A 14,405-nucleotide genomic window follows, 5' to 3' on the forward strand; every position below is an offset into this window, starting at 1 on the left:
CTACAGCAAAACCTTTATTATCATCGTCTGCACGATAGCACCTCATTATCAGCTGCTTCACATAATTGCTACATTCACAATGACGTGCAAAGAAATGTTTAAAAAAACAGCACTTATACCTTTCACGAATGCTTTAGAATTTTCAAAAAGCGCTTTAAAACCTTCAAATAAACGTACTAAAACTTCAAAAAGCGCTTTAAAACCTTCAAGTAAACGCACTGAAACTTCAAAAAACGCTTTAAAACCTTCAAGTAAACGCATTAAAACTTCAAATAAGCGCATTAAAGCTTCAAAAAGCGCTTTAAAAACTTCAAAAAAAATTTAAAAGTTTCAAAAAAGCGCTTTAAATTTTTAAAGATGCTTTTGATTTTTTATTGATTAAAAGATTCTGGGGTAATGCGATATATTTCATCCTGTTCAGAAATGAACGATTTGCAAATAATTGAAGCACTATTACACAAGGGAATTAAAATGTTTAAAGCAACAGTATTAGAATCCAAAGAAAGTAAAGCAGTTGTGGGCGGAATGGTTGGCCCATACGGTGAATGTTATTTTGTTGATAACCGTCCTAACGGCGTGTATGGCTGGTTCCGTCGTGAATCAGGTAAAAATGGTTTGGAAAAACGTTGTGACGAGAAGTAATTCTCAACATTAATTAAGCAGTAAAATTAAAACAAAGGCCAGTTTCTGGCCTTTTATAATGGTCATCAGTGTGAAGATAAAACCTTTTTTTCTGACTTTATTAGTAGCTATAGTTCCTGCTGTATATGCAGTTAATAGCGTATTTCTTTCGGAAAGTGACGTTACTGAAAATACGAAGAAAGAAAGTTCTCACGTCACCTACTCTGATATCGACCGACTGATTACCACGACCGGCGTTCTAAAACCTAACGAGCAAGTTAGTGTCGGGGCGCAGGTTAATGGACGGCTCAATAAGCTGCATGTGAAGGAAGGTGATGCAGTTAAAAAAGGCCAGTTGCTGGCTGAGATCGATCCGACGCTTGCACAAAATGATGTCGATAGTGCTAAATCTGAGCTGGATAATGCATTAGCGCAAAAAAAGATCACGTTACTGTCGCTTAAACAGTCTAAGAGCGATTATAACCGACAAAAGAAAATGTCACTGGATGACGCCACAACGTTGAGCGACCTCGAGACGGCGAAAACAAAATATGAAAGTGATAAAGAACAGCTAGATATAAATGAAATTCAAATAGCTCAGGCCAGAGTCAAGTTAAACACTGCTCAGGCAAACTTAGCGTACACGCGCATTACGTCGCCCATAGATGGCGTCGTCCTGGGTATATTAACGCAGGAAGGGCAGACTATTGTTTCATCACAGAGTGCGCCGACAATTCTGGTGGTGGCTAATCTGGATATCATGACTGTAAATATCAAAATATCAGAAATGGATATTTTGAAAACCAGGGTTGGTATGCCTTTATGGTTTACTGTCACGGCTTCTCCTGACACCCGTTATAAAGGGATGCTAAACAGGATACAGCAAATACCAGAAGAAATGCTTTACGATATGAAGAGCAGTTCAGGTGATTCTGCCGGGAGTAAGAAAACAGCTACCTATTACAATGGAAGTTTTGATGTAGTAAATGATAAGCATGTTTTAAAGCCAGCTATGTCGGTACAGGTTTATTTAGTTGTTGAAGAGAAAAAAAACGTTAAAGCCGTTCCGACAAACTACCTGGGTGAAATGGTTAGCAAAGATCATTATATCGTCAATGTACTTCACGACAATAAAATAGAAAAAAGACGCGTACAAACCGGGATTAAGAACGCAAAAATTACTGAGATCGTTAAAGGATTAGAAATAGGCGATATTATAATAAAGGGTGGCGACTAAATGAGCCGCACCGATGAATATATTATTTTATCAGACGTTTATAAACGATATGAGAGTGGCGGAGAAATCGTTTCTGCACTGAAAGGCGTATCGCTAACCATTAAAAAAGGTGAGTTTATCGCTATCGTCGGGCCATCAGGCTCGGGTAAAACCACGCTGATGAATACCATTGGCTGCTTAGATGATATTAGCGCTGGGCAGATGTCATTCTACGGCATTGACGTATCGGTGTTAACTGCCGACTCAGTTGCTGAGTTACGAAATAAATATATTGGTTTTGTATTCCAGAAATACAATCTTTTGCCTTACTTAACCGCGAAAGAGAATGTCGCTTTACCCGCACAATACACCTCAAAAAACTATAAAAATAGAAATGAACGTGCGGAAAAAATACTTGAGTCGGTCGGCTTAAGCGCTCGCGTTGATTTTAACCCAAACCAACTTTCTGGTGGACAGCAGCAGCGCGTCAGCATTGCCAGAGCGCTAATGAATGATGCCGACATTATTCTGGCAGATGAACCGACGGGTGCTCTGGATAGTGTGACGGGTTGCCAGGTTATGGACATATTCAAGACGCTTAACCGAAAGGGCAAAACGATTATCCTTGTTACGCATGATAGCAATATTGCGTCACAGGCCGACCGAATCATACACATGAATGATGGCCGGATCGTGAAAGACGAAAGCAGCGTATCAACCAGTGACCTCCAGGCAGCATGCAGCAGGGTACTTGAAAAGGATCCGCTTGGCATGATGTTTGGGATAGCCGAAGCATTCAGAACTGCGTTTAGAGCACTGAACGGCCACCGGATACGAGCGTTTCTGTCAATGCTGGGTGTCATTATTGGGGTTTTTGCTGTGCTTATGTCTATTGCCATAAGTGAAGGCGCACACCATCGTGTTATGAAAGAAATGAATTTATTAGCCACCAACACCATTGAAATCAGGCCCGGCACCAGCTGGAAGTCAATGCCAGATCCCGGCAATAAGCTTCTTGAAAAAGATGATGTTGATATGCTTACCGAGCTATTACCGGAAAGTAAAATTTCACCGGTCATAACTTCAACAGCGACGATAAATAGTGGTGATAGTGATATTGACGCTGCGCTTACCGGTATCAGTAAGGAATACTTCGATGCCGATAAAGTGTTAGCTGGTCATTTGTTTGAAACTGACAATATAACCGCCAGTGATGCTGTTGCCGTTATTGACTCAAGGCTTGCAGAAACCGCATTCGGTTCCTCGAATAAAGCAGTAGGAAAATATTTGCAGATTTCCGGCTACCCATTTGAGGTGGTCGGGGTGATCAAAGATATCTCGACGGCATCGGAAAAGACGACATTAAAAGCCTGGATACCCTGGACCTCGTACATAAACCGGATTACGGGTCTGATACCTTTTGAAGCCATCCAGGTTCGGGCCAAAGATCCGGCTCAGGTTGAGCTTATAAGAGAGAAAATAGAGCAAGCGCTCACGTTTTCACACGGTAAAAAGGACTTCTTTACCGTCACGAATGAGTCCGTGGCAGAAATGATCGAGAATGTTTCTACCTCAATGAAACTGCTCACGGTAGCTATTTCAACCATCTCGCTGTTGGTTGGTGGAGTGGGCGTTATGAACATTATGTTTGTTTCAGTGACAGAGCGCATTCATGAAATTGGCATTCGTCTTTCTGTCGGCGCGAGTCCTGCTGATATTAAAAGGCAATTTTTAATCGAGTCTGTATTTATCTGTTTTTTAGGGGGAGCCGTCGGCGTGGCTTTAACGAGTTTAGCCAGAATTATATTCCCTCTAGTGACGAACCAATTTGAAATGGTTTTGACAATAACACCGGTTGTTATTGCCTGTGCGTTTTCATGTTTCATCGGCATCGTATTCGGTTACGTTCCGGCGAAGAAAGCATCATCTTATACGCCTGCTAAAGCATTAGGTTACAAATGAAGTTCAAACAAACATCATTATTTTGGCTTTGCTTATTATGCACAGGCTGCGGCAGCATGTTGAAAACTGAATATCATACGCCACAGATAAAATTTCCAACGGCGGGGCAAAGCGAGAAAACAGGTTATAAAAATGCTGTCACCAATGAAGCATGGTGGAGTGTATTCAATGACCCCCTATTATCATCGATCATTAATGATACGCTGAGGAATAACAACGATTTGCATGCGGCCGCGTTGAATCTATTAAAAAGCAAGCTGGATTCAGGCGAAATAAATACGAATCTTTTTCCTGATTTTAATATGTCAGCGAGTGCAAGTAATAACCGCACTTTATTGCAAGGTACTCCTTCAACAGAGAGTTACAGCTCTTCTTTGTCAATGAGCTATGAGCTTGATTTATGGGGTAAGTTAGCGAGGACGAGAGAGCAGGGCAAATGGAACATTGATGCCAGTGAACAAGATTTGCAAAACACTGTGTTGGTTATCATTGATTCAATTGCCAAAAGTTACTGGAATATTGCTAAATTCAATGAACAAATTGAGTTTTACAAACAACGGCTTGAGATCGCCAGGTCTACATATCTGGTCGTTAATGCTAAATATAAAAGCGGAGCAGGCGCGAGATCTGATGTCTTATTAGCAAAGCAAGCTATTTATTCAAGCGAGTTACAACTGCGGAATGTTATTAGCCAAAGGGAAAATGAGCGTAACGCCATGGCCATTGTCTATAACAAAAACAGTATTGATCGTCCGAAAGAAAAAAAAGGACTTGGTGAATACCAGGATATCAAACTGCCGTTGTTTAAACCGGTGGACATAATATCGCTGCGCCCGGATATACGCGCCGCAGAATCCAGAATAAAAATAGCAATTACCGGTTATGATCTGGCTAAGATTAACTTCTTTCCCTCTATCTCACTGGGCGCGACGATCGGGGCGGGGAGCACTATTTTCACACAATGGTTTAGCGAGCAAACCTTATTACAATCTATCTCGGCCGCTTTCCCACCGCTTCAGTGGAGAAAGTTGAGTTTTGAATTAGAAAAAGAAAAGATTGCTGTCGCGTTATCAGTTAATGACTTCAGAAAAGTCGTGCTCAATGCATTATCTGAAGTAGAGAACGCTTTAGAAGCCAGAAAAAAAGCTGAATATGGTCTTGAGATGCAAAAAAAGACACTCTCAATTTCTCAGAATCTGATGCGAATAAATACAGTTAAGTACAGGTCTGGTTATATATCGCTTCAGACCTTACTGGACTCTCAGGATAATGTTCTTAACCAGAAAATTTCATACGCCGATTGTCAGTACGATTATCTAACTTCTACGATGAAGTTTTTATTATCAATCGGTGGTGGTGAATTTAACAGCAAGGTAAAAAGTTAAAATGGAACATAGACGCGTTGTTATCACCGGCTACGGTGCGATTACGCCGTTGGGAAGCTCAGCGGAAGAAAGCTGGAAATCTATTATGGATTACCAAACAGGCTATCAGTACGTTGATAAAACGGATGCGAGTATTAACTCGAAATTTTATGGCTTGATTGCGCATGAACCTAAGTTAACGGGGGTTCCTGCTTCTATTCGACGGAAATTACCTCGTTTTGCACGGCTTGGTCTTGCGGCTGCGCAGGAAGCTGTTGCAATGGCATTTAACCAGTCTCTACCTGCCGATATCTACGACCCCCTGAAATGCGGCACGATTGTCGGCACCGGCTGGGGGGGAATTGATGACGCCTACCATAATTATGATGATTATAAACTTGTTGGTGTTGGCTCGCCGTTTAGCTGCTTTCATGCAATGCCAAGCGTCGCAACGGCCGCCTGTAGCATCATGTGGGGATTGAGGGGGTATCAAAATACCCCGATAGCAGCATGTGCCACGGGGAGCATGGCTATTGGTGAGGCTTATGAATTAATTAAAAATGGGCACATGACCATGATGCTTGCCGGTGGAAGTGAATCACTGACATCAAATGCATCGGTGTGGATGATTGATGTGCTTCAGGCGTTAACGCATGAACAACATGATATCCAAAAAGCCTCTTGCCCATTCAGTCTTGACCGCTCGGGGTTCGTTTTATCTGAAGGCGCGGCTATCCTGTGTCTGGAGGAGCGCGAATCAGCGCTGGCAAGAGGGGCGACCATACTCGGTGAAATTAAAGGATACGGGAATTTTTCCGATGGAGTTGATTTTACCGCTCCTGCACAGGATAAGCTTTCACGCGTTTCTACTATCAAGAAAGCGTTAGCTGATTCGGGGCTAAGCGCTAATGAAATTGGTTATATAAATGCGCATGGAACATCAACCATGCTCAACGATCTCAATGAAACACAGTCGATTAAAGATGTCTTCGGGCGGTATGCATATGAGATCCCCGTTTCGAGTACAAAATCATACAGCGGGCATCTGATTGCTGCAGCAGGTAGCTTCGAAAGCATTGTCTGTCTGAAGGTGCTGGAAAACAATATCCTGCCGGCGACACGTAATCTGAACCGCCCCGATCCAGAATGTGATCTTGATTTCATTCCAAACCAGCATCGTCAGACTGTTGTAGATAATGTACTGAATCTCAGTTTTGGGTTCGGGGGGACAAATGCTGCTCTGGTCATAGGTCGCTCGTTATGACAGACATGACATATGATGGCTTTCACGCAAAGCATTGGGCCCATTTTTCTGGTGATTTCAACCCGATACACTTTGATCTACTTGCTGTCGCTAAACTGAATCAAACAACATTGGTTGCGCATGGCATGCGTGTACTGGCAGATGTACAAAATGAGCTGATTAATCATTCCGGTATTTTTAGCGCAACACATTCTGCTCCGGTAAAGTTCTCAGCCAAATTTGAAAAACCGGTATCGTGTGGCACGACGTACTCTTTACGCCATAATGATGGAGAAACAAAGACAACCTTCAAATTGATTGATTCCTCAACCGGTATCACACATATTCGCGGCACTATTTCTCAGGCAAATTATCCAACCATCACCGATGTTATTGCTGAAAGGGTTTTGTCGAAGGAATATCAGGATGAGGTTGTTGCACTGTGGCCTGCTGACATAGAAGAAAATTATGCCGTTTTTTTATCCTCAGTAATGTTCAGAGAACTATTCAGGGCTAAGGATTTATTTCCTGCCGACTTTTTAAATAAATGTACTCCCGTGCATTCGCTATCAGCGCTGTTGTCGCAGGAACACGTATTACAAACGCATTATGATTTCTATTGCCATTCTTCCTTGTTTTACAGAGAGGGACAAAAAATTGAAGGTTTGTGTCTCTCTATTGCAAGGCCATTGATAACCGGTGATGCAGATTACGGCTGGTTAATTCAAGTTCAGGTGGCGGCAAAAGAAAAAGAAAATACACTCATGCAAATGTCGGTGACACTGAAAGTTGCCATTAACTAACAGGTGAAATGAATATGTACACAGAACTTTATAACGCTATTGCAAACACTATTGCCGATGCAAAAGATCTTCCTTTAGAAGAGATAAATGAGCAAACGACTATTTCAGAATTAGGTTTAGATAGCCTGGACTATGTAGAACTGATGGTAATGGTTAAAAAGCAATTTAATATAGCTATAAATTTCGACGCAGCAATGAAATCAACTGACATTACTCTTAAAGAGTTTTGTACATCCGTTTTATCAGCTTAGCATTTCAGGTGATTAATAATGAGTGACTCATGGATCCTTGTTACAGGTGGAAATCGCGGGATTGGTTCAGCCATTGTCAATGAATTACGTAGTGACAATAATATTGTATTCACTTCTCGGTCGACAAAATCCAGCCCGGATGAAAATAATCAGTCCAGTAAGACCTTCATTGAGCATGTGGTTTGCGATAACTGTGATGTTGTGCAGGTGGAAACGGTCGCGAAGGATTTGTTAAATCGATATGGGCCGCCTAAAGCCGTTATACATAATGCCGGGGTCACTCAGGATGAACTGCATATTCGTCAATCGATTGAGCAATGGCGGAATGTGATTGATACAAACCTCAATGCCATTTTTTATTGGAATAAGTATCTTCTGCCTGAAATGATGACGAATGGCGATGGTATCATTTTGCTTGTGAGTTCGGTAACGGGAATAAAAGGCAATATTGGTCAAACGGCTTATGGTGCAAGCAAAGCGGCTCATTTTGGGCTGGCCCGGTCACTGGCGCTTGAAGTTGCTCGATTTGGTATTCGCGTTAACTGCCTGGCTCCGGGGGTCATAGACAGTGATATGACGCACAACTTATCGCCAGATGCCTTGAAAAAATTACGTTCGCAAATCCCGCTGCGCCGGTTTGGTTCTGTGGAAGAGGTGGCAAAGGTTGCAAGATTTATGATTAGTGAATCTTGTCAATATATGACAGGCCAAACAATTGTGCTTGATGGCGGAATGACCGCTTAACATTCAGGTATAATTCACAAATACAGACCAGTTGAGAGCGTGATGCCAGGCTTTGAATTTTTAAGTTTGTTATTGTCAGGTTATGTTCGTGTTTATTACAAGAAAATAACCATTTTTAGAACAATAAAAAGCAAGCTGATAGCTTTATTTTTTAAATATATAGATTACCGATTTTTACTCTATATTTCGGAAAAATATTGTTTTCTATTTGGTAAGAGTCATGGCCTGAATAATAGTTTCAGGCAAACGCATTACAACGTTCTTGGTTTGCAAAGCACCACAACACATTTTTTTTGTGTGATGCGACAAAAAATATTAAAGAATGCGCTGGTTAATGAGAATAAACAACTGCTGGAGCAGTTGGAAGCCTGTGCAGGAAAAATAAGGAGCTATATTGATGAAAATAATATATCTTCTCATCTGATATTTGCGCCATTGCACACCGTCTCGGATATTTTACAGACGGTGATTGCCGCGCGGGTTACGGGAAAGCCGGTGGTCGTTGTCTCTGTGCACAACTCAATGCAAAGTCTCCATGAAAAGCAAAATAATAACTCGCAGGGTATCTCTATTGAACAATTCAACCCTGAAGCAATGGAGGGTAATGAAGGTAATAGTTTGCAGGATATTATTTTTTCCCTGGTAGAGAATCAAAAGAACCTTGTTATCTTTCCTGATGCACTTCCGGAATGTACAACCAGACTTACAAAGAAAAAAATGAAAACGTTTCCAGTCAGATTGCTGGAGCGAAGTTGTGAGTTGCACTCTGGTCTTCCTGTTTTTAGCCGCCTGCTAAAACAGTCGACGTTATTTTACTGTATCAGGCTGGATGATAAAAATAATTTAAATATAGATATTTTAGATTGCGTTGACCATCGCAAGATCGAAAAGAAAATGCCTGAGTTAGTTGAGCAGGGTATCTGCAGATATAACAATGAATGGACTTTATGGCACTACACGTCCTTCTATAGTTATAATTTTTAGGTTTTATTTAATATTATGAAAGAGAAATATTATTCTTCTCCTGAAATGGTTTATCAAGGAGAAATATCCGAGTGTGGGCTTGCATGTGCTTGCATGATGCTCAATACCTTAGGTGAAAATACTACATTAACTGACTTACGTGATAAATGGGGTGGCGGTGATGGTACGTCCCTCGATTTATTAGTTACTATACTAAAATCATACGGGTATGAGGCTTTACCGGTTAAATTTGATGTTAGTAGCATTCAATATTTACCCGTTCCATGTATATTGCATTATGGCGGAAATCATTATGTTTATGTATATAGCCATCACGGTATCTTCTTTCAGGTTTTAAACCCTGCTACTGGCAGGCTAATGATTTCGGCCGAAGAACTTGAATTATCGGCAACGGGGTTTGGCTTGATCCTTGATGAATCATTATATAAGGATAAAAAAAGCTCGGGTAAAATTAGAAGTGAAAGCGGGTGGCTAGAAAAACTCTCTTTCCCGGGGATCATGAAAAGATGTTTATTGGCAATATTTTTGTCGCTCTTTTCTTTGATTACGCCGATGCTGTTCTCATTTATATCGAAAGATCAACATTTCTTTGTAGATGAACAGATCAATATTATGTTTATGGGAATGATTCTGCTGTTTTGTCTTATATCATTCCTGCAATACATTAGTAACAAATATGGTTTAAATGCAGCGATAAATGCAGCAACCAAATATAAACCTTCATTGTTTAAGAGGTTATTGAAGAAAGATATTTCTTACTTTGAAAGACGATCTTCTGCTGATATTAATCAGCGGATTAATTCCATTGGAATGGCTATTCTGAACAGGGAAAAAATACTTAATGATAAATATAAGGCACTGACTATAACAGTTATAACTCTATGTATAATGTTATGGCTAAATGTTGTTTTGTCGATCCTTTCAATCGGAACTATGGCAATTTTTGGTTGCGTTAGTTATTACTTTGCAGGTATCAAAAAGTCATTTGCAAAAAGCTTTGAGGAAAGTGTTTCGGATATTGAAACATTTAATCTTGAAACAATAAATGGAATCCAGGCTATTAGGTCTGGTGAGCTAAGCACTGGCATTCTTGGAAGGTATAATCATTTACTTGAAGTGTTGTTTCATCGATACAAAAAGGTAAGCTCTACCGATATTAGACAGAATGCAATATTTTCATTTCTGAGTAATATTGATTCAATGTTGTTTTTATGGATATCATTCTATAGCATAAGTGAATTACATATATCTTACGGAAATGTGATTGCCTTTTGGTTTTTCAGACGGATTGCGATGGATAGCATCAATCAATTCTATCAATGTTGCGTTGCACAGAAACTGCAAAAGGTCTCTGATGAGCGATTAAAAGATATGTTATCTTACAAAGAGATCGACATTACTCGTCAGCATTCTACAATTAAAGAATCAGTTTGTGTCCAGAATCTACAATTTGGTTATGGACCCGATAGTGCAATTATTAAAAATTTAACTATTGAAATACCGTTGCATTCCAGGACCGCTGTAATAGGAACTTCCGGTGCCGGGAAAAGCACTTTATTGAAATTATTGGCTGGATTATATAAGCCAGGAAACGGTGATTTCATTATAGATGGTCAAAAAATAAATAAAGATGACCTGCATCTGTTTTATTCCAATGTGTATTATCTTCCACAAGGCTCTATCGTCTTTAACGGCACGATTTATGATAATATCGTCTGGTATAGTGGTGGAGAGGCTAATGAACGTGATTGCCGCGAAATGTTGAGGAAATTTGGTTTATTGGAGGTGATTACATCTTTGCCTGCAGGGTTGTACACTAAAATATCGCCAGGTAATCCCGTTCTCTCTTCCGGTCAATTACAACGATTGATGCTTTGCAGGGCATTACTTTCATCTAAATCTATTATTTTGCTCGATGAGCCGACCGCTAATCTCGATGAAAAAAGTGCTATGCTGGCACTAGACTCTTTAATGACCAGTGATAAAACGATTGTATTATCTACCCATGACGTTAAAACGTTATCCCTGTTTGATAATGTTATTAACCTGGATAAGCATTGACCGTTATACATGCGATAACTATCTGAAAAGAAGCTGGCTTATGGCCAGCTTCTTTTTAACTTTTAGGTATTTCAAAAACGGTAATGCGTTTCAAGATGTATTATTGGCAAGGAATTAGACCATAGACCAGAGTCAATTGCGGGCCTACAAAAACGCAGGGTTTGTGCTATACAGGCTCTTAGTGTAAGTACCCGGCTTAATCGACCCATTCACTTTCAGAGCTCTTCTGACCTTCTCCCCGGTGATTAACACACCGCAATGTTAGTAGTGTCTTCATTTGACCCTGAACCTGAATATGATCCAGCCGTAATCAGAGATAACTGGCTATGAGACAATCTCGTACTTCTGCTTCTCGCTTACAGCAGACATGATGGTCACGCAGCCTGTCCGCTGCGTGCCAGGAGCGGAAGTTACTTACAATCAATGTTAATAAATAGAGAACGGTAAGAGTGAAAAAACGCAGGAAAGCATCTACTGTATATTGGTGTTTCATGCGCAGTTTTTAGTATCTCATTCTACGTTCTTGAATAGTGGCTCCGGTAGTATCGGCGGTGTCGAGTCTTCATAGCGCAGCCAGTTTTGCCACTGGTTATGAATCCTGAATTCAATCAGGGCTATTTCACGATCAGTAGCTTCAACCCCCCGAATGGTACCTCCCTGCCACTCTACACCAGTTGCATGTGATGCCGTATCAATCAGAATATCCCACGCCTTATTTTCTGCCTCAAAGGCATTAAGGGTCTGCTCATCCTGTGTTGCCACTATGCGCTGACGTGCTGCGCTTACATACTTCGCTTCGACAGACTTAACTGCATCACGTTTTGTGCCCATACAATCATTCATATCAATAGTGGTCTGCTGGGGATTGTCAGGGCAAGCTATCTCAAAAGTTTCGGCGTTATCCTTCATCACACTGCTCGGCAACGGAACTTCGGCATGACCTTGCAACCCGTATCCTAATAAAATAGCCAGCGGCATCAGGCGATAGTGTAGTTTAAACATATTAGAAAGTTATTAAAGATTATTAATATACCGACAGTAACACATCTCGAATGTACAGTTCATCCTGCTTTGGCTCTTTTATTGAGCACAACACCCAGCTTCCGCTTCTCGCTCATAGCGGACTTTTTCTTCCTGTCATAAACGCTCCGAACGGACAGAGGTTTTACCTTCATTTTACCTTGTACGGATCGCAGGCATAAAAAAAACCAACCGCAATGGGTTGGTTTTCTTGGGATTTTTTGGTCGGCACGAGAGGATTTGAACCTCCGACCCCTGACACCCCATGACAGTGCGCTACCAGGCTGCGCTACGTGCCGACATGTGGCGCTAATACTACCCTTTTCATGGCTGAATGCAAGCTAAGGGCAGACTGAGTGATTCATAATTAATCAATCAGTTAGCGATAAAACGTTTTTCATCCGTCAGAACCTGCAGCAGCAAACTGAGTTGCGGTTTCTGATCGCGAATTTTCTCACCCTGCGCATTCCAGGTCTGGTAATTCCCATTTTGATTCAGCACCAGCGTTATTTCCGGTGTGGTAATCGCCAGCTCGTCGCTATCCGCAGCGGTTACCCAGTTATGACGACGCGTAGCGGTAAACAGATCCTGACCTTGTGAATACTCGTTTGCCGGCGTGCTGACATGCAGCAGACGCTGCATCAGCGTGGTCATAATGTCTTTATGATCCGTTAACTTGCTAACACGTTGCGCAGGCGTTCCCGGCCAGTGCACGACCAGCGGTACATGCAACCGGCTACGTGACCAGTCAAAATGGTTGTCTTCTTTGCTTTCCGGAACGCCGTGTCCGGCGGTAATGATCACCACCGTGTTATCAAGCTTACCGGAGGCGCGCAGGGCATCCAGCACCCGTGCAATCTGATCATCGACACTGGCAGCGGCTTTGCCATATTTACGGGCAAAGCCGGGCTGCGACATATCAACAGACGCGGTGCCGTTTAGCGAAATCCACGAGAACCAGCGGTTATCTTCCTGCGCATAATGCCCCAGCCAGCTAATCCACTGGTCGGCGGTTTGCTCATCGCTCTGCACTTTTGCCGCGGGCAACGAAAAATCAGATAACAGTGCCTGGCGATAGAGCGGGCTGCTAAAACCGTCGGAAGAGAACAACCCCAGTTGGTAACCCTGCTGGTTCAAAGCGGTAATAAGCGCCGCCGGAATACGCGCTGACAGCACGCCATCCTGGTAACTTGGCGATATGCCATAAAACAGACCGAAATAGCCGCCATCAGCGCTATTGCCAGAGCTCATATGCTGCGTAAACGTGACGTTTTGCTGGGCGAAGCTCGCCAGTTGCGGCATCTGTTTCTCATAACGTGAGTAGTTGAGACCGTTGACGGTAATCAGCAGTACGTTCTGGCCGGCCCCCATATCCTGGTATCGCAAATCACTTAGCGGATACTGTACCGATACTGCTTCCGGGTTGCCTTGCTCCACCAGGCGTCGCTGATAATCCTGCGCATCCAATAACCCGTGTTTTTCCAGAAAACGACGTGCGGTCATTGGGTAGGAGAGTGGCAGATTCGCCCGCTGCATGGTGATGGGGCGATAGAAATTGGCGTCGGCCCAAATGTACATCACGTGAGTGGCAATAAAGGCGACGAAGAAAAAAGCGGCCAACGGTTTGGCAAAGTGGCGACGCCGGGTAAGACTGCGCAGTTTCTGCCAGCTCCAGGTCGCAAATAACATCTCAATCAGCAGGATCACCGGCACGCTGATAAACATTAATTGCCAGTCACGCGCGGTTTCATTCTGGTCCGGGTTAATGACCAGTTCCCAGACGATCGGGTTGAGATGCAGGTGAAAACGGGTAAAAACTTCGCTGTCAATCAGCAACAGCGTCATGCCGGCGGTCGCCAGCAGCGCTGACAATACGCGCATCAGCCGCTGGGACATCACAATAAATGTCAGTGGAAACAGCACCAGCAGATAAGTGGCGAAAACCAAAAAACTAAAATGCCCGACCACGCTCAGGTAGGAGTAAATACGCCCGGAGAGGGTGGTCGGCCAGTCGGCAACAAACAGATAACGGCTACCGAGCACGATGGACAACAGAATGTTGAACAACGCGAACCAGTGCCCCCAGCTTACCATCTGGGAGACTTTTTCACGGTAGCGCTGACGATTGGTCACCAT

13 protein-coding genes and 1 tRNA gene are annotated in these 14,405 nt (G+C 42.5%); 10 read left to right on the forward strand and 4 right to left on the reverse strand.

Annotated features, from left to right (window positions below):
* Window positions 1-57 precede the first annotated feature (57 nt).
* Window positions 58-282, reverse strand: a complete 225-nt coding sequence (locus tag O3S68_RS01650) for a hypothetical protein (protein WP_269230659.1) — start codon at window positions 280-282, stop codon at window positions 58-60.
* A 189-nt stretch (window positions 283-471) separates the two neighbouring features.
* Between O3S68_RS01650 and O3S68_RS01655 the strand changes: the two genes are divergently transcribed.
* The 10 genes from O3S68_RS01655 to O3S68_RS01700 are packed head-to-tail and all read left to right on the forward strand — an operon-like array spanning window position 472 to window position 11,249.
* A complete protein-coding gene (locus O3S68_RS01655) occupies window positions 472-642 on the forward strand; it encodes a hypothetical protein (protein WP_020454487.1) in 171 nt (56 codons plus the stop codon).
* A gap of 58 nt (window positions 643-700) precedes the next feature.
* Window positions 701-1,858 (forward strand): efflux RND transporter periplasmic adaptor subunit, encoded by a 1,158-nt coding sequence (locus O3S68_RS01660; RefSeq protein ID WP_269230660.1) that lies wholly within the window; start codon window positions 701-703, stop codon window positions 1,856-1,858.
* Window positions 1,859-3,799: an ATP-binding cassette domain-containing protein gene (locus O3S68_RS01665; protein ID WP_269230661.1), complete on the forward strand. Its 1,941-nt coding sequence runs from the start codon at window positions 1,859-1,861 to the stop codon at window positions 3,797-3,799.
* On the forward strand, window positions 3,796-5,184 hold the full coding sequence (locus tag O3S68_RS01670; protein ID WP_269230662.1) for an efflux transporter outer membrane subunit: 1,389 nt from the start codon (window positions 3,796-3,798) through the stop codon (window positions 5,182-5,184). Before O3S68_RS01665 ends, O3S68_RS01670 begins: the two co-directional genes overlap by 4 nt.
* Window position 5,185: 1 nt before the next feature.
* Window positions 5,186-6,427 carry a beta-ketoacyl-[acyl-carrier-protein] synthase family protein gene (locus O3S68_RS01675; RefSeq protein ID WP_045514500.1) on the forward strand — a complete coding sequence of 414 codons (1,242 nt, stop codon included), beginning with the start codon at window positions 5,186-5,188 and terminating at the stop codon, window positions 6,425-6,427.
* Window positions 6,424-7,209 carry a MaoC/PaaZ C-terminal domain-containing protein gene (locus O3S68_RS01680; protein WP_269230663.1) on the forward strand — a complete coding sequence of 262 codons (786 nt, stop codon included), beginning with the start codon at window positions 6,424-6,426 and terminating at the stop codon, window positions 7,207-7,209. The genes O3S68_RS01675 and O3S68_RS01680 overlap by 4 nt, the downstream gene beginning before the upstream one ends.
* A 14-nt stretch (window positions 7,210-7,223) precedes the next feature.
* Complete coding sequence (locus O3S68_RS01685; RefSeq protein ID WP_269230664.1) at window positions 7,224-7,460, forward strand: acyl carrier protein; 237 nt, start codon at window positions 7,224-7,226, stop codon at window positions 7,458-7,460.
* 18 nt (window positions 7,461-7,478) lie between these two features.
* Window positions 7,479-8,204, forward strand: coding sequence for an SDR family oxidoreductase (locus O3S68_RS01690; protein WP_269230665.1), 726 nt, complete (start codon window positions 7,479-7,481; stop codon window positions 8,202-8,204).
* Between the two features lie 42 nt (window positions 8,205-8,246).
* Complete coding sequence (locus O3S68_RS01695) at window positions 8,247-9,188, forward strand: hypothetical protein (protein ID WP_269230666.1); 942 nt, start codon at window positions 8,247-8,249, stop codon at window positions 9,186-9,188.
* 15 nt (window positions 9,189-9,203) lie between these two features.
* Window positions 9,204-11,249, forward strand: a complete 2,046-nt coding sequence (locus O3S68_RS01700; RefSeq protein WP_269230667.1) for a peptidase domain-containing ABC transporter — start codon at window positions 9,204-9,206, stop codon at window positions 11,247-11,249.
* A 510-nt stretch (window positions 11,250-11,759) separates the two neighbouring features.
* Here the strand turns inward: O3S68_RS01700 and O3S68_RS01705 are convergent.
* The 3 genes from O3S68_RS01705 to yejM all read right to left on the reverse strand — a co-directional run bounded on the left by O3S68_RS01705 (window position 11,760) and on the right by yejM (window position 14,405).
* The gene (locus tag O3S68_RS01705; protein ID WP_269230668.1) at window positions 11,760-12,251 is read right to left on the reverse strand and encodes a lysozyme inhibitor LprI family protein; all 492 of its coding nucleotides are present in this window, start codon (window positions 12,249-12,251) and stop codon (window positions 11,760-11,762) included.
* Between the two features lie 240 nt (window positions 12,252-12,491).
* Window positions 12,492-12,568: transfer RNA gene (locus O3S68_RS01710), tRNA-Pro, on the reverse strand.
* A 76-nt stretch (window positions 12,569-12,644) separates the two neighbouring features.
* A complete protein-coding gene (gene yejM / locus O3S68_RS01715; protein ID WP_269230669.1) occupies window positions 12,645-14,405 on the reverse strand; it encodes an LPS biosynthesis-modulating metalloenzyme YejM in 1,761 nt (586 codons plus the stop codon).

The organism is Kosakonia sp. SOY2 (assembly GCF_027109175.1).
Classification (GTDB): Bacteria; Pseudomonadota; Gammaproteobacteria; order Enterobacterales; family Enterobacteriaceae; genus Kosakonia.